Origin of the sequence: Mycobacterium sp. RTGN4 (assembly GCF_033804635.1) — a bacterium.
Classification (GTDB): Bacteria; Actinomycetota; Actinomycetes; order Mycobacteriales; family Mycobacteriaceae; genus Mycobacterium.
The window spans coordinates 56,325-75,203 of the sequence record NZ_JAPZLB010000015.1 but is presented as its reverse complement, the minus strand read 5'-3'; the positions used below and the strand labels follow the sequence as shown (position 1 = coordinate 75,203).

The 18,879-nt window shown below is 62.7% G+C and carries 16 protein-coding genes; 12 read left to right on the top strand and 4 right to left on the bottom strand.

The annotated features are described in order from the left end of the window. Nucleotide 1 precedes the first annotated feature (1 nt). The 9 genes from istB (at nt 2) to SLQ30_RS26310 (ending at nt 12,925) form a co-directional block, all read left to right on the top strand. Nucleotides 2-781, top strand: a complete 780-nt coding sequence (istB, locus tag SLQ30_RS26355) for an IS21-like element helper ATPase IstB (RefSeq protein ID WP_319449774.1) — start codon at nt 2-4, stop codon at nt 779-781. 1,006 nt (nt 782-1,787) lie between these two features. After that, nucleotides 1,788-3,692 carry an SIR2 family protein gene (locus SLQ30_RS26345; protein ID WP_319449775.1) on the top strand — a complete coding sequence of 635 codons (1,905 nt, stop codon included), beginning with the start codon at nt 1,788-1,790 and terminating at the stop codon, nt 3,690-3,692. Between the two features lie 173 nt (nt 3,693-3,865). Next, complete coding sequence (locus SLQ30_RS26340) at nt 3,866-5,131, top strand: hypothetical protein (protein WP_319449776.1); 1,266 nt, start codon at nt 3,866-3,868, stop codon at nt 5,129-5,131. Nucleotides 5,132-5,576: 445 nt separating this feature from the next. Then, nucleotides 5,577-6,338, top strand: coding sequence for a Hachiman antiphage defense system protein HamA (locus tag SLQ30_RS26335; protein WP_319449777.1), 762 nt, complete (start codon nt 5,577-5,579; stop codon nt 6,336-6,338). Then, on the top strand, nt 6,328-10,059 hold the full coding sequence (locus SLQ30_RS26330; protein WP_319449778.1) for a DEAD/DEAH box helicase: 3,732 nt from the start codon (nt 6,328-6,330) through the stop codon (nt 10,057-10,059). Before SLQ30_RS26335 ends, SLQ30_RS26330 begins: the two co-directional genes overlap by 11 nt. 367 nt (nt 10,060-10,426) lie before the next feature. Next, a complete protein-coding gene (locus SLQ30_RS26325; protein ID WP_319449779.1) occupies nt 10,427-10,615 on the top strand; it encodes a hypothetical protein in 189 nt (62 codons plus the stop codon). Continuing rightward, a complete protein-coding gene (locus tag SLQ30_RS26320) occupies nt 10,615-11,238 on the top strand; it encodes a Fic family protein (protein ID WP_319449780.1) in 624 nt (207 codons plus the stop codon). The genes SLQ30_RS26325 and SLQ30_RS26320 overlap by 1 nt, the downstream gene beginning before the upstream one ends. 854 nt (nt 11,239-12,092) lie before the next feature. Beyond that, on the top strand, nt 12,093-12,599 hold the full coding sequence (locus SLQ30_RS26315) for a flavin reductase family protein (RefSeq protein ID WP_319449781.1): 507 nt from the start codon (nt 12,093-12,095) through the stop codon (nt 12,597-12,599). An 83-nt stretch (nt 12,600-12,682) separates the two neighbouring features. Continuing rightward, nucleotides 12,683-12,925, top strand: coding sequence for a 3,4-dihydroxy-2-butanone-4-phosphate synthase (locus SLQ30_RS26310; protein WP_319449782.1), 243 nt, complete (start codon nt 12,683-12,685; stop codon nt 12,923-12,925). A gap of 3 nt (nt 12,926-12,928) precedes the next feature. Here SLQ30_RS26310 and SLQ30_RS26305 read toward each other — a convergent pair whose 3' ends face one another. The 3 genes from SLQ30_RS26305 to SLQ30_RS26295 form a co-directional block, all read right to left on the bottom strand. Continuing rightward, nucleotides 12,929-13,102 carry a hypothetical protein gene (locus SLQ30_RS26305; RefSeq protein ID WP_319449783.1) on the bottom strand — a complete coding sequence of 58 codons (174 nt, stop codon included), beginning with the start codon at nt 13,100-13,102 and terminating at the stop codon, nt 12,929-12,931. Nucleotides 13,103-13,308: 206 nt separating this feature from the next. Then, the gene (locus SLQ30_RS26300) at nt 13,309-13,740 is read right to left on the bottom strand and encodes a MarR family transcriptional regulator (protein WP_319449784.1); all 432 of its coding nucleotides are present in this window, start codon (nt 13,738-13,740) and stop codon (nt 13,309-13,311) included. Between the two features lie 118 nt (nt 13,741-13,858). Then, nucleotides 13,859-14,782, bottom strand: a complete 924-nt coding sequence (locus tag SLQ30_RS26295) for an LLM class flavin-dependent oxidoreductase (RefSeq protein ID WP_319449785.1) — start codon at nt 14,780-14,782, stop codon at nt 13,859-13,861. Between the two features lie 334 nt (nt 14,783-15,116). Between SLQ30_RS26295 and SLQ30_RS26290 the strand changes: the two genes are divergently transcribed. Beyond that, nucleotides 15,117-16,667 carry an aldehyde dehydrogenase family protein gene (locus SLQ30_RS26290; protein ID WP_319449786.1) on the top strand — a complete coding sequence of 517 codons (1,551 nt, stop codon included), beginning with the start codon at nt 15,117-15,119 and terminating at the stop codon, nt 16,665-16,667. A 410-nt stretch (nt 16,668-17,077) separates the two neighbouring features. Continuing rightward, complete coding sequence (locus tag SLQ30_RS26285; protein ID WP_319449787.1) at nt 17,078-17,281, top strand: hypothetical protein; 204 nt, start codon at nt 17,078-17,080, stop codon at nt 17,279-17,281. Nucleotides 17,282-17,288: 7 nt separating this feature from the next. On the opposite strand, the gene SLQ30_RS26280 is transcribed toward SLQ30_RS26285, so the two are convergent. Next, nucleotides 17,289-17,723, bottom strand: a complete 435-nt coding sequence (locus SLQ30_RS26280) for a MarR family winged helix-turn-helix transcriptional regulator (RefSeq protein WP_319449788.1) — start codon at nt 17,721-17,723, stop codon at nt 17,289-17,291. 62 nt (nt 17,724-17,785) lie between these two features. Here SLQ30_RS26280 and SLQ30_RS26275 point away from each other — a divergent pair, with 62 nt between their 5' ends. After that, nucleotides 17,786-18,784 (top strand): amidohydrolase family protein, encoded by a 999-nt coding sequence (locus tag SLQ30_RS26275; RefSeq protein WP_319449789.1) that lies wholly within the window; start codon nt 17,786-17,788, stop codon nt 18,782-18,784. Nucleotides 18,785-18,879: the final 95 nt, after the last annotated feature.

Genomic DNA, 18,879 nt, shown 5'->3' with positions numbered 1-18,879 from the left:
CATGAACATCCTCGACCCGGCACTGCGCAATGCGCTACGCACTCTCAAACTCACCGGCATGCTCGACACCCTCGATGCCCGGCTGGCCCAGACCCGCGACGGCACCCTGGGGCACCTGGACTTCCTGCAAGTGCTCTGCGAAGACGAAATCGCCCGCCGCGAATCCGCCGCCCTGACCAGACGTATCCGCCGAGCCCGCTTCGAGGAACAATCGACCTTCGAATCCTTCGACTTCAGCGCCAACACCAAACTCCCAGCAGCGATGCTGCGCGACCTGGCCGCACTGCGCTGGCTCGACGCCGCCGAGTCGGTCATCCTCTACGGGCCCGTCGGAGTTGGGAAAACCCATATGGCACAAGCACTTGGACACGCCGTGGCCCGACGCGGTGGCGACGTCCGCTTCGCCAAGACCTCCCGCGTCCTCTCCGACCTTGCCGGCGGACACGCTGATCGCACCTGGGGCCAACGCATCCGCGAATACACCAAACCACTGGTGCTGATCCTCGACGACTTCGCCATGCGCGAGCACACCGCCATGCACGCCGACGACCTCTACGAGCTGATCTCCGACCGCGCCGTCAACGGCAGACCGCTCATCCTGACTTCCAACCGCTCACCCAAGGACTGGTACAACCTGTTCCCCAACCCCGTCGTCGCCGAATCGCTACTCGACCGGTTGATCAACACCAGCCACCAAATCCTAATGGACGGACCCAGCTACCGACCCCGAAAAAGACCCGGCGCTATCGCGCCAGTAGACAACACCAAGCCAGCCCGGTAGACCTACACCCGAGGCCCACCGGTGGCGGAATTACCTGACAGACACCCCGGCGGAATTACGCGACGGTCGACATCCATGAGTTCCAGAACGTCATTCTTCCTGGCGGGGTTTGGCCCTGCCGGCGGACACCTCTGGTCGCGGCACCGCTGGTCCCGCAGGGAGGACGGTTCCATGGCGGGAAACCGCAATGAAAGGCACCGCGAAGTTCGCCACTGCATCAATCCCGCGGCCTCGAAGCTCTGTCCAGAGCGACTCTGCAAAAACCAGATCAAATACTTTGGTGGCGCCGTAGGCTGCCATGTTGGGCGCGCCCACAAACGCGGCGCCGGAGCTCAGAATGTCAGTTCGATTTAGTCGTGGCCGGCGTAGTCTTGACTGGCTCGGAGGGCTTCGGCCTTCCGTCTTGAACTTTCTTGGCCTGCTTGACATCAACTCCGTTTGTCGTAGGCCTGCTTGCCTGATCGCGAAGGTCGAGATCCTCGGCCGGGTGCGGGTGTCGTCGCTGGCGTTCCTCGCTAGTCAACTGGCTTCACTCTCTACTTCTTTTGACTCTTTTTGTCCTTATTTATGCTGGAATCTGGCTTTGGACGCCCTGCCTGAACAGCTTGCGCCCGTGCTTGAGAGCCCCGCTCGACCTTGCCAAGTTGTGTCCAGTGGATCCCGCAACGGACGGCAGCCGGGACACTAGTAGCGGGGACATAGTAGCGGGGACAGGATTCGAACCTGCGACGTCTGGGCAGATTCACGACGTTGCCGAGTGCTAGCGACGATGCCTGACAGCTACGGGAACTCCTCTATATAGAGCGGGAAGAGCCCGCGCTACTAGTAAAAGGACACCCGGGCAGCCCCGAGTAGCGCCGTTCCTGAACCGTTGACGGACCCTGGTCGGATCCCATCAGCTGTACTGGAGCGAACACTCGAGGCCGAAGTGACGAGTGAATGTCCCGGTATCGACGAGGCAGTTCGTAGGGTGTTGTCCAGAGTCCCCAAACGAGTGGAGCGTGATGTGAGCACGGCGGATGCAGCGACGGCACCTGATGCTCTCATCGCTGACGGCGTGCGCTTGGTGACGCTGGAGGAGTTCTCGACGACCTGGGCCGTTCAACGTTCGCGGTTCGCGTGGCTCCTCGGGGCGGGAGCTAGTGCCTCGGCCGGTGTGCCACTCGCAAGCTCCATCAGAGACCGGCTCCTGTTCGACCGATACGCGGCAGTCCACCAGCTGGTCCGTCAGGACCTGGATGAGACCGACCCAGCACTGGTCGAACGGGTGCATAACTTCTTTGACGACGCGAACGGAATGCCACCGCTGGGAAGCACCGGCGACTATTCGGCAGCGTTCGAGCTTTGCTTGCCGGAACCGAGCGCACGGAAGGCACTACTTCAAAACCTGATCGAGGGCGCGAAGCCCGGTTTCGCCCAGCGGGTCTTCGGAGGGTTGATCGTCTCCGGGGCATGCGACTTGGTCATCACGACGAACTTCGACCGCCTTCTGGAGAAGAGCTTTGCCGAAGCCCAACGAGCGGGGACAGACCTGAACCAGGACCTTGGCCGGGAACTGAACGTCGCCGGCCTGGACTCCACAGCGCGCGCAACGATCGCGCTGCAGAACCATCAATGGCCCCTAGTTCTGAACCTCCACGGAGATTTTCGAGAGAAGCGCCTGATGAACACCGACGATGAACTGCGCACACAAGAAGACGCGCTGCGACGGTTTGTCGTAGATGCGAGCCGGCAGTTCGGTCTGATCGTCACCGGGTACAGCGGTAGGGACGAGTCGGTCATGGACATGCTGACCGAGGCTGCGACCGTTCCGGACGGCTGGCCACATGGCATCTGGTGGCTCACTCGGCCCGGCGAGACTCCTGCACCCAGAGTCGAGGCCCTGCTCCGAGCCGCGGCGGCGAACAGCGTGTCGACGGCGCTCGTCGTCGCACCCAGCTTCGACGAAACGATGACCGCGCTCTCACGACAGGTGACAGTGGACGATGCGATGCGCGAGTACTTCAACCGACTGCACCCGAAGCCACGGTCTGCGCCCGCAGCACTTCCTACGAGCAGGCAGAGTTGGCCAGTCCTTCGTTTCAATGCGCTTCAGCTTCTGGAGGCGTCGTTCACTGTGGCTCGCGTCGTCATCCCGAGTGCTTGGCGTCGAGGAGAGGTGAGGAGGGCGTTTGGCCCCCGCGAAGAATGGCCAATCGTGGTCGGTGGGCCCGGTGAGGTCTTGTGCCTCGGCGAACCAGATGCGGCACTGGGTTGCTTGCGCGCGGACCCGAACCTGGCTGAACGAGGCACGCCTGGCCCGGCGGAGCAAGTCGAGCTAAACCTTCTCGCTCCCGATGCACCGCGTCATCATCAGAACCTCTTGCTACAGCTGCTTGGCCGTGCCGTCGCCGAGGTCGCGCCCGTTTGGGTGCAGGTCGCAGGAGGCGGCTCCCCCAATCTGATCCTCGATGGGAGTCACGACGGCGAGCCCGCCACCTTCCAGAGCATTCGGACGAAGATGAACCGCGCCTACGAGGGTTCGCTGTTCGGGTACCTCGACGCGAAGTACGGACAGACCGAGCGCGGCGGCGACAGGCGTTGGGCGGAGATGGTAATGCTCTCGTTCGACAGGCGTGCCGGCCGAGACTGGCTGCTGTTTCGGCCGTGGACCTGGATCGCACCGCTCCCGGAACCCGAGACAAAGGTCGGCGATCCTCGCAGGCGAGATGATTTCGACCCCGCAAGCCCTTGGCGAAGCGAAGTTTGGGCCAAACGCCGCAAGAACGAAACCTGGGCAACATTGATCGCTGCATGGTCGGTGCTCCTGGCGCCACGGGAGCCAACAGAACTGACCATCAACTCGACGGCCGGCGTGCAATTGGGGCGCATCGTCATCGGTCACACCAACGCATACAGCAGGCCAGCATGACAGCGCCCGCAATACTCGTTCAGGCGGACTCGGCGCTGGCTGCGTTCACCCGGATCGCCGATCGACCACTCGTTTTCGGAACCCGTCAAGTCCCGACGCGGGGACGACACCAGAACCCACTCGAGGGGATGTTGGTTCACGGCCCGCACTCACCCTTCCCTACTGGTGACATATTGAGGGTCGCAACCATCGCCGTTCCAGAACAGCAGCAGAGGCTGTTCGACTTCCTCAAGCGACTGCACGACAAGGCGACACCGAACGACCGACGACAGTATGTCCCCGAGTTCCCGGGGTTCGAGGGGGCCTTTGGCGTGCGTCTCGCCGGCTCCGTCAACCAGCAGTGCCATTCGAACGTCATGATGAACGCTCCCGGACAGGGCGACGCCGACCCCCACACGAACCTCACGAACGCCTTGATTCGCGCCATCCACGGTCTACGTGACATCCGGGAGCAGTGGGACGTCATCGCCGTCTTGCTGCCGACGCAGTGGGAGTCGCTGCGAAGGTCGCCAGGCGGCCAGTACGACCTTCACGACCGCATCAAGGCCGCCGTCGCTCCTCTAGGCATCCCGGTTCAGTGTCTGTGGGAGAACTCGGCGCTATCGAGCACACAATGGTGTTCGACCGCCTGGCGGCTCTCCCTTGCCTTCTTCGCGAAGGCCGGCGGCATCCCCTGGCGTATTACCCCTACGACTAAGACCACGACTGCGTACGTTGGACTTCATTACGCCATCCGCGGCGGCACAAGGAACGAGTACGTGACGTGCTGCTCCCAGGTGTTCGACTCCCAAGGTGGAGGGCTTGAGTTCGTCGCATACAACCTCGGACCCGGTGATCGAGGCCCGCGAAACAACCCGCACCTCTCACGCGAAGAGATGCGCACTGTCATGAGTCGCACCGCCGACTTGTACCGGCTGCGGCACGCCGGCGAGATGCCTCGGCGGTTCGTCATCCATAAAGAGAACCCGTGGCGAGACGACGAGATCGAGGGCGTGTACGACGCCTGGGGTGCGACGGCAGACATCGAGTGCATCTCACTTCAACGATCGCGCTGGATTGGCGTGGACCTGAAGAAGGCGGGCAAGCCAGACCCGGAACCCAACTCGATGGCCATCAAGCGCGGCACCGTTCAGCAGTTCGACGGACATAGCGGGTTGCTTTGGACCCGTGGACCGTCGCAGGTGGGCCTGGGTGGTAAGTGGTTCAGCCCCGACGGAAAGAACCTGCCGAAGCCCCTCGTCTTCACTCGCCACACCGGTTCAGGCGACTTCAACCTGCTCGCTGCAGACATTTTGGCACTGACCAAGCTCGACTGGAACAACGACAGCCCATACAACCCATTTCCGGTGACGTTGGGGTATGCACAAAAACTTGCCGAGGTCGTGTCGAACGTGCCGAACCTTGATGACAACGTGTATCAATACCGCTTGTTCCTATGAAGGCCGAGATCCGGCGTCGGGACCAAGCCCCACAGCAGACACGTCGGTTCGGCAAGGACGAATGTTTCTCGAATCGAGCCGCGTCCCGCGCCATGATCAAGCGAGACGGCGGCGCCTGGTCAGATACCCCTGGCGGCTGATCTGCGACTACTCCGCTGCCTTGGTTGACCCGCTGGCGGCTTTCGCCGGTGGTGCGGAGTCTCACCGGCCTCGTGGATTCAGCGACCAGCTGTTTCACACCTGGGTATGACACTGCCAAGGCGATGCTGGTCGTCATGGAGATCCGTAGAATGTGCGTCGGCACCGGCCCTGCGCCCGGAACGAACGATGACGACCCCGGGCTACGCCACCTCCGTCGTCCCCGCGGGGTCCTTGGACCACGGCTTCCACTCGGCACTTACCCACCGTGCTCCACCACCATTAGACCAGTCAGAGGAACTGCACCTTGACCGACTTCTTCACACCGTGGTGCGAACCACCCCACAACGAAGCAGTCGGCAAGTACACCGCGCGAGTTCTCGTCTCCCGTGACGACGACGCCGGCATCGACGCCGTTGCCACCGTCTTGCCACGGTCCTACGCCAAGAAGATGAACCTCAGGCGCATCGCGGAGCGGCATGGCAAGAGCGGGGTCGCGACCCTGCTGAGCAACAAGGTCCCCAAGACTAAGATTGGCCGATCCGGCGACATGGGCGAGATCCTCGGCACCGCCTACGTGCAGACCACCCTCGGCTACTCGACCGGGCCGAGTCGACTGATCGAACGTGACCACCAGGAGTGGGCGCTGCGTGGCGACGACATCCTCGGCGCTCGCCTGAACGGCCAGGCGCTGGAGCTGGTCAAGGTCGAGGCCAAGAGTCGAGCCCAAGCCCGCAAGGCCACGATCACCGAGGCTAGAGAGGGGCTGCGCCGCAACGGCGATCTGGCCTCCCCGCACTCGTTGACCCAGTTCGCCGAACGACTTCTGAAGCGCGACGAAGATCTGAGCGACGCCATCAACGACGTGTTGCAGAACGATGGCCTCCGCCCCGAGCAGCTCGCCCACGTGATGTTCATCTTCGCCGGGAACCACCCCGTCACCCACGTCCGCGACGACCTCAATGCTTACGAGGGCCGCGTCGCTCAGACCACCGTGACCGTGCGCGTCGGAGCCCACCAGGACTTCATCGCCAAGAGCTACAACGCGGTGGTCAATCGTGCCCCGTGACGCCGCCGACCTCGCAGCCCAGCTCACCGTGGTGACGGAAGCAGGGTTCCGCAACAGGCTGCTGGCCCGGGGCCAAGCCCAATCGATGATCCGCCGCGAGGGCACCCTCCCCGACGGCGCTCCGAGCTTCAGCGCCTACCTCGACCGCGACCTACTCGAGTACGGCTACTCGCTGATGAGCACCGCGCTGCGCATCCTGGAGGTCTACACCGCCACCGAACCTCGTTCCGCCGAGGACGAGGACTCCACGGAGGACTGGGACGAGGACGACGACTCGGACGCGACCGGGACGCCCGTGGCCAGCGATGCGAGCGACGAGGCGATCGACGACCAGATCGCGATCAGCCGTAACGCGTTCCTGCAAGCCTCATACGCGTTGGAGGCAGCCACTCGCAACGCTAACCCCGACACCTCTGAAATCGCGTTCCACCGGCTCATAGCAGGCGCCGCCAGCCACATGGCCGGCTACGCGGCCCGCGCGTTCTCACTGGTCGAGGCAAGCAGGTCGAACGGCCGGCTCTCGCCGATGGAACTCACCCTCGCCGACCTGGTCATGCGCGACCTCGGCGGCATCGAGGAGCGCACACTGCGCATTCGGTCGTCGCCCGAGCTGAGGGACGACGCCCTCACCGCAGCCCTCTCGCAAGCCGACAAAGACAACGAGGAGGCGGGCGCCAGCGACCCCGCGCTCGACCCTGAACAGGATCCGGAGGCCCTCGACGACCTCGGGCCGATCACGCTGCTCTTGAGCGAGCACTACCTGTCATCGGTCTCGGCAGCGATGTTCGCGATTGCATTCGACCTCAGCGCCCTACTCGCGGCATCGATCGCGGATCTGCGGCTCGGCGAGGACGCCTGCAACGACATCGCCGCACCAGGGCCATGGTGGGTGTTCCGGCTGACCCGACACATGATCGCCGACCTCAACCAGACTTCCATCCGGGCCAACCTTCCCACCAATCCACCGCACGACGACGACACCGACGACACCAGCGCGGACGAATCGGACGACGGAGAGCCCGGATCTGCCGACTGGGCCAGGCCCGCGCCGGCAACACGGACGGCGGTTGGCACCGAGAGTCTGTGGCATCGACTGCGGCACACCTACATCGCAGCACTCATGGCTCGGGACCGCTCCGAGATCGACCTGTGGCCCTCCCAACTTCACGTCGTTGACCGCATCTTCGACAGCACCGACGATCTGGTCGTCGCCTTACCCACCAGCGCCGGGAAGACACGGATCGCCGAGCTGTGCATCCTGCGATGCCTCGCGCAGAAGCGACGCGCCGTGTACGTCACCCCGCTGCGTGCTCTGTCCGCGCAGACCGAACGCATCCTCGAGGAGACGTTCGCACCGCTCGGAGCGACCGTGTCGTCGCTGTACGGAAGCATGGGCGCGAACGATCTGGACGGTGACGTGCTCCGATCGAGCGACATCGTTGTCGCCACACCCGAGAAGCTCGACTTCGCGATCCGATCCGAGCCGAGCGTCCTGGATGATGTCGGCGTCGTCGTCCTCGATGAGGGCCACATGATCGGCGCCGAGGAACGCGAGGTCAGGTACGAAGCCCAGATCCAGCGCCTCCTGCGACGAGCCGACGCGGACACCCGCCGCATCATCTGCCTATCCGCTGTGTTCCCCGAGAACGAGGAGCTCGACGACTTCGTCGGTTGGATCACCGATGACGCTGACGACGGACTCCACAAGGAGGACTGGCGTCCAACCCGGCAGCAGTTCGGACTCGTCGAATGGCGCAATGGGTACGCACGGCTCACTGTCACCGTCGGCGAGGACCAGCCGTTCATCCCCCGCTACTTCGAGGCCGTCACCCCGAATAAGCCACGAAGGAAGGCGTTCCCGTCCGACCAGAACGAGATGACCTTGGCGACCGCGTGGCGGCTAGTCGAAGAAGGACAGACCGTCTTGATCTTCTGCCCGTTGCGGGTGTCGGTCGCCACCCTCGCGGCGCTAATCGTGAGGCTCCATCGCCAAGGGCTACTTGCGTCCCTGATGCCTGCGGAGGTGGACATCTCGAACGCCATCGCTGTCGGGACCGAGTGGTTCGGCGCCGACGACGACATTCTCAAGTGCCTTCGCCTCGGCGTCGCTATCCACCACGGCGCGCTTCCAGGCCCGTTCCGCCGCGAGGTCGAAGCGCTCCTGCACCAGCGGATCCTTAAAGTCACCGTCGCCTCACCCACCCTGGCCCAGGGTCTGAACCTGTCAGCGTCAGTGGTGCTGTTCTCCTCGCTGCATCGCAACCGGACCCTGCTCAAGGGCTCGGAGTTCGCGAACGTGATCGGACGGGCAGGACGTGCCTTCGTCGATACCGAAGGGCTCGTGCTTTATCCGCTGTTCGAGCCGAATGACTACAAGCGCTCCAACTGGATCCGGCTCACCGACGGTGCACGATCGCGCGCACTCGAGTCAGGGCTCATCCTCATCGGGAAGATGCTGCTGCAACGGATGAACGAAGCTGTAGGCCCTGGCAGCGTCGCCGCGTTCGTGGACTATCTCACCGGGACCATCGACTGGTCGTTCCCGGTCGTGGCCAGCGAAGACGTTGAGAACCGTGACGCCGCCGCGGCGACATGGCGCTCGTCATTGGCGATGCTCGATACCGCCATCCTCAGCGTCATCGGCGACGAGAGCGCAGACCCGGCCGACGTCATCGCTGTCCTCGCCGACGTCATGCGCGATTCCCTGTGGGAGCGGCAAATGCATAGACTGAACGACAGCGCCGCGACGCTGATCCGGACCGTGGTCGAGCAGCGGGCACAGTTCCTCTGGGACACCTCGACACCAGCCCAGCGAAAAGGATGGTACCGGGCAGGACTCGGCGCCGACGCCGGCGGTGAGCTGGCGTTGACCGCTGACACGATCGTGAACCTGACCACAACTGCGGAGGCCTCGCTCGCCGACGGAGACCTCGAGGACGCCGCCGATACGCTCGCTCAACTCGCGGCGCAGGTGTTCAACATCTCGACGTTCGCGCAGACCGTGCCGGTGACGGACTGGCGCGCGGTTCTCGCTCAGTGGCTCGCCGGGCAGCCACTGAGCGAGATGGACGAGAAGCAGATGGACGTCGCTCAGTTCATCGAGTCCGACATCATCTACCGGCTCGTGTGGGGCATCGAGGCAGCGCGCGTGTACGAGCAGGCACAGGGCAACCTTGCCGCCGCCCTCGTGACCGGCACGGCGTCAGCCGCGCTCGAGGCAGGCACGTTGAGCCGGCCGGCCGCGATCCTGCTCCGGTCCGGGTTCGACCACCGGTCAGCGGCGATCAAGGCGGTCGCCGACACCGACGCCGACTTCATCGACACCTCCGAGATGCGGGAGTGGATCAAGAACCTCGACCCGTTCCTCGCAGGCGACCCGACCTGGCCGACTGAGTCCAGCAGAGGCGCGTGGGTAGAGTTCACCCGCCGCCTACGGGTTCGCGGGCGCCGACGCTGGGGCCAGCACGTCCTGGCCATCGAGGACGTCGAGTGGGACGGCGAGACGCCGGCACCCGGCGAGTGGCTACGCATCAACGAGGACGGCCACGGCACCGCAACGCTGTGGTCACCAGGCTTCGACAGGCTCGGAACGGTCAAGATCGCCCTGAATAAGCACCGCGAAGGTGTCCTGCATGCCATCTACGACCACGACGGCGTCCTCCGGCTCCGGTACAGAGGCCCTAACGACTGGCTCGCCGCTACAGCCGGGCACACGAAGTAGTAACGGTAACTCGCGCTCTACAGGCAGCCGGGTACGCGGTTCGTTACGGTGTTGTGGGCAATGTCGGGGCCTGCTGGGACCGTGGGTGGATGTCACCGACAGAGCGGCGTGTGGACACCGCACGGAACCGACCCCGCCATTGCTGTTAACTGAAATTTCCACCGTCGTCGTCTCCGCATGCCACGCCATTGATATTCGCCGTTTCATTGGCTCCCGGTCCGGAGTCGGTGACTCCGTAAATCGCGAGATGCCAGATTCTCATGGATAAACGCTGATATCCACCAACGCCGACCCCGGCGGCCGCCCACCAGCCGACTGACCGCCGATAACATAAAATCAGTAGTCGATGCCCGAAGGAGGTGTGGCCATGGAACGTCAAACGGTTAAGAAGGCGCCCGTCAAGAAGGCGGTCGTCAAGAAGGCGGTCGTCAAGAAGGTCGCTGCACGAGCCACCAAGGCATCCGCAAAGCTTGAGAATCGCGCGGTCCCCGCCGGCTACGTTCGCCCGGCGTCAGTGAAGCGGCTCCTGGCAGAGCGGCAGACACGCCAGCGCTGATGCCGCTCACGCCGGGATACGGCGAAACTCCCCTTCCACACGACGAGCTGACCGCGCTCCTCCCCCATGTCGTCAAGGTCCTCGAAAAGCCGGTCAGCAGGGCCGCGGTCTACGACCTCGAACAAGCGGTACAGGAGCAAGTGTCCGAGGACCTCCTGACCGCTGCGTTCAACGGCTCATTGTCGCTGGACGAACTGCTGACCGATTACTTCGTCCGCGATCTTCACGAACGCCTCTATGGCGATATCTGGAGCTGGGCAGGGCGGTGGCGACAGCGAGACGTCAACATTGGGGTTGACCCAAGACAGATCGCCGTCGAACTCCGCAGCGCACTCGACAACATCCGATATCGGTGGGAGCACACGGACGACTGGACAGCCCGCGAGCTTGGCCTCGCGACGCACGCCGAAACTGTACGGGTACACCCGTTCGCCGACGGAAATGGCCGCACCACAAGGCTTCTTGCCGATCTCGTGTTCATCACCGCCCAGGACCCTGCTGAGTTCCAGTACAACTGGGACCTCGATAAGGGGCGCTACATCGAGCTGCTCCGTAGTTTCGATACGCATCGAAACGCTCGTGAGCTGGCGGCCTTCGTCGGTGTGCAACCGATTGAGTTCTGAGCAACTCGCGGCCGCGGCCGTCGACGGCTGCGAGAATTCGCCACAACGATTAGGCACCGCCGTTCGCCACGTGACTGAGACAGGTGCAGAGCGGCTGGTAAGCGGTTCTCAAACTTTGCGACGAACGCCGGCCCGCGGCTGGAACGCTTTACGCCACTCCCCAAGCAGATTCGATGGCATTCACGTCCATGGATAATCTCTATTATCCATCAAAAAGTGCCGCATATTGCACTAGATGAATCAGAGTCCCGTTCGGCGGTGTGTACGTCAGCTGCTGCGCCTTCTTTCGAAACCCTTGTTGAACTGCGGTGGCACCCATGCCGGCCGGTCCGCTCAGCGATCACCGTGGCCGGCATCCGCGCTATGTCGAGTGTTTCTGGCTTTCTTCCGAGGAAGTGCGCCCGCCCCGTTGCCAGTCTTGCTCCGAGGCGCTTACTTGCTCGCATGTAAGGTAGGCGAGTGAGGGCCGATTCAACAAGGCTGCTGGTGCCAGCCTTCTACTTTTCAGGCGCCAACCACGACCAGATGGCGAACCTGGGAACTGTTACTTGCACGCAGGCAACCTGCCTGACATGATGAGGCTGGGCGCCGAACGGATTTGCGGTTCGCTTTGATCCAGCCCGTGCGACCGTGCTTGCTAGCAAGCACGGTGCAGGAGAGTCCTATTCAAATGAAGGCGAGGGTTGCGGTGGTTATGGACTCGGCTGTGGCACGCAGGCGCCCCCACCACAGAACGGGTGATGCGCGCACGATCCTGGCCGGCTCGTGATCGACCCGGTCGGTTTATCCGCACACCTGGGCAAATCTCGGCGCAGACCACCTCCGTGCATACGTGTTCCAGGAGGTAGACACGGATGATCCGCGGGGAGGCGGCGCGAGACGACCCGCAGCAGCTTCGTGCGGCCTACAGCTGTTTTCCTTCGGGGTTGGCGGCTATCTGCGCCCTGGCAGAGTCCAGTCCGGTCGGACTGGTCGCGAGTTCATTCACGTCGGTCTCGCTGAACCCGCCCTTGGTGTCGGTGTGCATTCAGAACAGCTCGACGACGTGGCCGCTGCTTCGCGGACGCGACCACCTTGGCGTGAGCATCCTGGCCGAAGGCCAGCAGCTCCAGTGCCGTGCACTGTCGCTGAAGATCGGCAATAGGTTCGCCGACGTGGATTGGAACGCCAGTGCACATGGGGCGGTATTTGTCGAGGGTTCCGTCGCGTGGTTCGAGTGCACGTTGCACGGCGAAGTACCGGCCGGTGACCATCTGATTGCGTTGCTCGAGATTCATTCGCTCCAAGCCGATCCCGAGGCTTCACCACTTGTGTTCCACGCTAGCCAGCTACGCCGGTTGGCCGCAACATCGAGCACGTAAAGACGATGACTGCAAATTCCATGCCCACCGTCTAGCTCGCCGAGGCGATCGAGGCTGGTGTCGAAGCGCTGGCTCGAGGCCAGATGATCGTGGTGATCGATGAAGAGGACCGTGAAAATGAGGGCGACCTCGTCGTCGCCGCTGAATTGATCACCGAAGAGCAGATGGCCTTCCTGGTGGCCAACCACATCGGGCATCGTGTGCGTGCCTCTCGCAGGCAACGAGGCCCGGTGATCCACAGCGGTCCGCCTCTACGCGAGCACCATCCAGCCCCGCCGTGCGAACAGACCGGCAGCCTAGGATCTCGCCTCGACAACTGCAGGTAGGGCCTACACCTCGATAGGAGCCCGGCTCGACGGATCGAGCGCCGCGAACAGCGTGATCTGCTCACGTACCGATAGTGGCTGCCGTTCGGTCTCTGCCAGACCGTGTAGCAAGGCGTTGAGATCCGCCAAAGTCCTCTCCAGCCATGGCCGCAGAACGTTGCACTTGATCTCATCCACGTGCGGGATGAAGAGGGTGTCGTTCCGCGGCGGGTGGTGCGCAACTGCGAGTGCGGCCAGCGCGTCGTTGATTGACTGGGAGAGAACCTCAATACTTGCTCTAGTCGAAGGTCGTATAGACCGGCGCATCCTGTCCGCCGGAGGACCGTCGAATTTCGCGCCAACCGAAGCGCTTCATGGTCATCCACGCCGTAATCGCTCTCGCCTCAACTCACCTGACCGGCTTTGCCCACTAGCGCCTTGAGGTGCTTCCGCTCGGTGGTTGTCAGGCCGGCGAGCACCCTCCCGTCAGCGGCGTTCGCTGCTCGCTGCGCCTGTTCCAGCAGCTTCTTGCCTTGGGGTGTCAGTTGTGCGGGCAATGCCCTACCGACCGGTGCAGTGGCGCGCCGCTCAACCGCATCGATCGCCTCCAAGCGCAGTAGCACCTGGTTGGTTGCCTGCGCCGATACGTGGGTCGCGCGCGCCAAGTCCGCACTTGTGCGCCCGGGATGCTGCGCAAGAATCCGCAAGCATACGAACTCCGGCAGCCCTATGCCCAAAGGTGCCAAGTCCGCCGCTACCTGCGGGCGCAGCATTGCTGCCACCTGATGCAGCAAATAGGCTAGGGATTCTTCCTCGAACTCATTCGTAATTGTCATCTATAAATGGCTCAGTATCGCTCACAGGGCGCGGCCCGCGGCGCGAAGAATTCGGTCGCGAGCGGCGCAATGCACAGATACACCCGCCTCCCGCGCTGGCCAGAGCCATTGTCAGCCCCTAGACCTGGATGCCGATCGTCGGCATGATCTCCTCGGCCACCGTCACCATGGTCTCTTCGCCATCGACTGCCAGAATGACAACATCGATTCCCTTCTCTGCGATGGCCGCCAACCGCTCACGACAGAAGTCAACGGTGCCGACGAGCGAGTTCTCCACCATGTCTTCGAAGGTCTCCCTGCCGCTGAGCGTCAAACCACGAGCCCGCTCCACGGCTTCTTCGTGCGTCCGCCCGATGCACGTATTGATCATCGCGGCCAGCGTCAGGTCGCGATCGAAGCCAGGGTATTCCTGACGGAACGCCTCGAGGGTTGGGGTGATCGCGTGGCCGTGCATGATCCACCCGTCGCCCAACTCGGCGACCAACGCCCGCGTCGATGCCGATTCCCCACCGAACCAGATCGGCGGATGCGGCTGACGGTACGGCGCCGGCGAGAAACGGCATTTCGAGACCTGAACGTACTTCCCGCTGTAGTCGACCTGCTCCGGTGAGGGGTGGGTCCACAGGAATTTGGCCACATCGGCGACTTCCCTTTGGTAGGCCACCCTTTCGTCCTTGTCGGCCAAGAACGGTACGCCGTAGGCGCCGTACTCGTTCTGGTAGTAACCGGTGCCCAGGGAGTAAATCAGCCGGCCACGCGACAGTTGATCGAGTGTGGTCGCCATCTTCGCCATCAGCGCCGGCGGGCGGAAGGATGAATTCAGCATGATGAACCCGATGTCCGGCTTCTCGGTGACCGCCGCAACAGCGGTCATCATCGTCCATGCTTCAACGCATGTCCGGGCAGGCTCGACGGGGCGCGGCCACAGGAGGTGGTCTGCCAACCAGAGGCTGTCGTAGCCGAGTTCCTCAGCCAGCCGGGCACGGCTCAGGATCGTTTGAGCATCGGTTGGGTTCTGCATCAGTCCCACGCCAAGTTTCATCGGTACCTACCTCAGTTTGAATGTCCTTGCGGAAGAGCCGACAAGCATTGGCGGGCCCTGCAATCCACAAGATCGCATCAAAAGCCCTTTGCTACTACTCGGCACATCGACATCCTGGCATATTCCTTGCTAGCAAGCAAGGACGATGGTCGCCAGCCGCGGGGTCGGCAACCACGCTGCAGAGCAATTCACCAGACGTGAGACCGGACGGTCGACCTGCAAACTCGGCCGCAACAGCGACGCCCGCTGATTCCAGGCCCGAAATCGACCGAACCAGTTCACCTGCTTGCTGGCACGCAGGTAAACTCGAGCGCGGACATGTCCGTACGCGCTGGTGCGGCCGCGCCACCACAGGGCGATTTGCCAGCCGCACACACTACGAAAGTATTCCTCGATGAAACTGAACTACGAATCCACAGCACTGCTGGCCAAGAACCTCAGCGAGGTCCGCACCTACGGACATTTCATCAACGGAGAATGGGTGGACGGCCACAGTGGCAAACTCATCGAGTTACGCAATCCAGCCACCCGCGACGTGCTGGCTCACATTCAAGCCGGCGACGCGGTTGACGTCGACCGTGCCGTAGACGCCGCCGCTGCGGCGTTTCCGGCGTGGTCGCGAACCTCTCCAGGATACCGCCAGCAGGTTCTGCGCGAGATAGCCGACACCCTGCGTCGGCGTCGTCTCGAGTACGCGATGATGGAGACGCTGAACAACGGCAAGCCGATCAATGAAGCCGTCCACATGGACCTTGTCGGCGCAATCGGCAATTTCGATTACTTCGCCGGGACACCGTTTCACCTCGACGGCACGGTGAATGACTTCGAGAACGCCACAGTGCTTGTCCACCGTGAGGCGATTGGACCGGTGGCACAGATCATTCCGTGGAATGTCGCCCTGCACATGGCGTCGATGAAGCTCGCGCCGGCGCTCGCCGCCGGCTGCACGATCGTGCTCAAACCAGCTGAAACCGTGTGCCTTTCGGTGATGGAGTTCATCAACGACATCCGCGAACTGCTGCCGCGTGGCGTGCTCAACGTCATCACCGGGTACGGGGCAGATGTCGGCGAGGCACTGGTCACCCATCGCAAGATCCGCAAGGTCGCCTTCACCGGCAGCCGAGACACCGCCCAGAAGGTCATGGGTTACGCGGCAGCGAATATGATCCCTCAGACATTCGAGCTCGGGGGCAAGTCCGCCAACATCATTTGTGAGGACGCAGATATCCGCAAGGCGGCGGACTCCGTCGTTCGGACCACCACAATGAACAAGGGCGAAGTGTGCTTCGCGGGTACCAGGGTGTTCCTTCACGAAACTGTCGCCGATGAGTTCTTCGACCATCTCACTGGATTTCTGAAGCTGGTGCGCCAGGGAGATCCGGTCGATCCGAACACGACTCTGGGCGCCCAGGCATCCGAAGCGCAGTATCGGAAGGTCTTGTCCTACATCGATTTGGGGCGCCAAGAAGGCGCCACCGTGTTCGCCGGCGGCGGTCCGGCCACCGTGGCAGGTCTTGAAGACGGATTCTTCATCCAGCCGACGATATTCACCGACGTATCCAATGACATGCGCATTGCCCAAGAAGAGATCTTCGGCCCCGTCACCGACATCCTGTTGTGGAGGGACGAGGAGGAGATGCTGCGCCAGGTCAATGACTCACCGTACGGCCTTGCGGGTGGCCTCTGGACCACCAATCTAGCCCGGGCGCACCGGATCACACGCGCGATGGAGACCGGCACCGTGTGGGTGAACCGGTATTACAACCTCACCCCCGGCCAACCGATCGGTGGATACAAACAGAGCGGCTTCGGCCGGGAGTCGACCATGGATACGGTCCTTCATCACTACACGACGACGAAGGCTGTTGCGATCGACTTGTCTTGACCACGCACTGCCCGACAGCGTTCCAGTCGTGGGGTACGGCAACAGTCGGGCTTCGACGGCAGCAGCCGCAATGATCCGGCTGCTGCCATCGTCGTGGTTGGCATCGGACATTCGCGACGGTGCGACGCCGAGCAAGCCCGTGAGTTCGATTTGAGCAGGAAGCGGCGCAACAACGTCCCTGTCAGGTGAACCTTCGGATCAGTCGGATGTCACGCTCGCCGTGCGACGGGTACAGCAGACGAGGGCCTTGACGGACACCGCCACCGGTCCGAGCGCCCCGGCCTATCAGGCTCGCGACCTCGATTTCTCCGCACACCTGCATCGCATTTTAGACGTCCTCGATTCACAGGAGTCTGTTGCGGGTCCTTTTGAGCAAAGCACCCAGGCTGGGCCCCAACGATGCCCGCGACGTGCTCAATCGCCTTGTCTACGACGGCTTTCGGCTGACCCTCGCAACCAAGGACGACTTCGACGACACCCACTCCCGCTGCTCGGCCGCAGCGACGATCGCACGGACGCTTCCGGTACGCGTCGTCCTCGACAAACCCGGATTCTCCGGCGAGCATCTCATCGCCACGATGACCTCGGCGTTGTCCAGCATCGTAGGACCCTAGCTTCGGTTCAGCCGACTGTGTCCCTACACAGGATTTCGAGGCTCTCCAACAGGATCCGAATCCGGTCAGGGGTCAGGAGTCGAAGTCGCTGAGCCAGACCGGGTCGAATCCGCGCCCCGATGTCATCGGTGGTCTGCACACCGTCGTCTGTCAACCTGATCCGTGATCGGCGCGAGTCCGCGAGATCGATCTGGCGAGTCACCAGGCCCGAGTTGGCGAGCTTGGACAATGCCCTACTGACAACGGACGGGTTAAGACCAAGATCGCTTACGAGATCACTTGGAGTATCGACACCCAGTTTTACCGTGCGCAGCACCAGAAAGTCCGCGAGGTCCAGGTGTGCGGTCGCGGCGACGTGCACGCGGGTGTCAGCCAAGACCAATTTGTTGAGTCGGTAGAGCGCGTCGAGGAGCTGCAGCTCCGGAGCGTCGGTGTCAACCATGGAGGAAATCTAACATTGGATGATTATTGACAAACATCAACTATTGCGGGTTGAGTATAGGTATGGCTGACGACACCACCACCAAACCCGGCCGTATCGATTTTCACCACCACTTCATGCCGGCCGGCATGTTCACCTCGGGGGCGTTCGGCGCCACGGGCGGCGATTCCGGCTGGAAATTCGTCAAGGACGCGGGCAGTTGGACACCGCAGGTCAGCGTGGAGTTCATGGATAGGCTGCAGATCGGTACCGCGATCCTGTCCATACCCAACGACGTGGAATCACGGCTCCCAGAGAACAAACGCCGTCACTTCGCCCGCGAGTTGAATACCCTGACCCGTCAGACAGCGGACGACTACCCAGGACGGTTCGGCCTGTTTGCGCATCTGCCTACCCCGACGGACACCGACGCCGCGCTGGAAGAGCTGACGTATGCGCTCGACGTTTTGGGGGCCGACGGAGTCACCCTGACCAACGTCTACGGCGTCGGGGATCAGGCCCGATCCCTGGGCGACCCGATCTTCGAACCGCTGTGGGCCGAACTCGATCGTCGCGGCGCGCTGGTGTTCCTGCACGGTGAGCAGACACCAGGTAGCAACCGGGCCCCGAGCCAGTTCTTGCCCATCCCGGTTAGCGAAGTTCCGAACGAAACCTACAAAGGCGCAGCTGATCTGGTGACCAGCGGGCGCAAACGGCAGTATCCGAACGTGAAGATCATTCTTTCCCATTCTGGCGGCAGCACGCCATATCTCGCTGCTCGGGTCGCCGCGTTGTGCGCGTTCCACCTCGACTGCGAACTGAGTCCGGACGAAATCATCAACGACTTTCGCACGTTCTACTACGAAACCGCCCTATCAGGGTTCGAAACCAATCTGGTGGCACTCGAGAACTTCGTTGAGCCAGACCACATTCTGTTTGGCACCGACTTCCCTGCCGTCAGCCCGCAAACCGCAGGTTGGTACACGCACAACGTAGATGCGTACTTCGCAACTCGGCCTGAACTGCTCGCGCAGGTCATGCACGGGAACGCTTACAGCCTCTTACCTCGGCTGACCGCCTGAACCCCGGCGCAACAGGAATTTCTCGGCAATCGAGTAAGTCGTCGCCCTACCCGAGAGCCACTGTCAAAGACACGTAGGAGATCTCGTCCTGGACG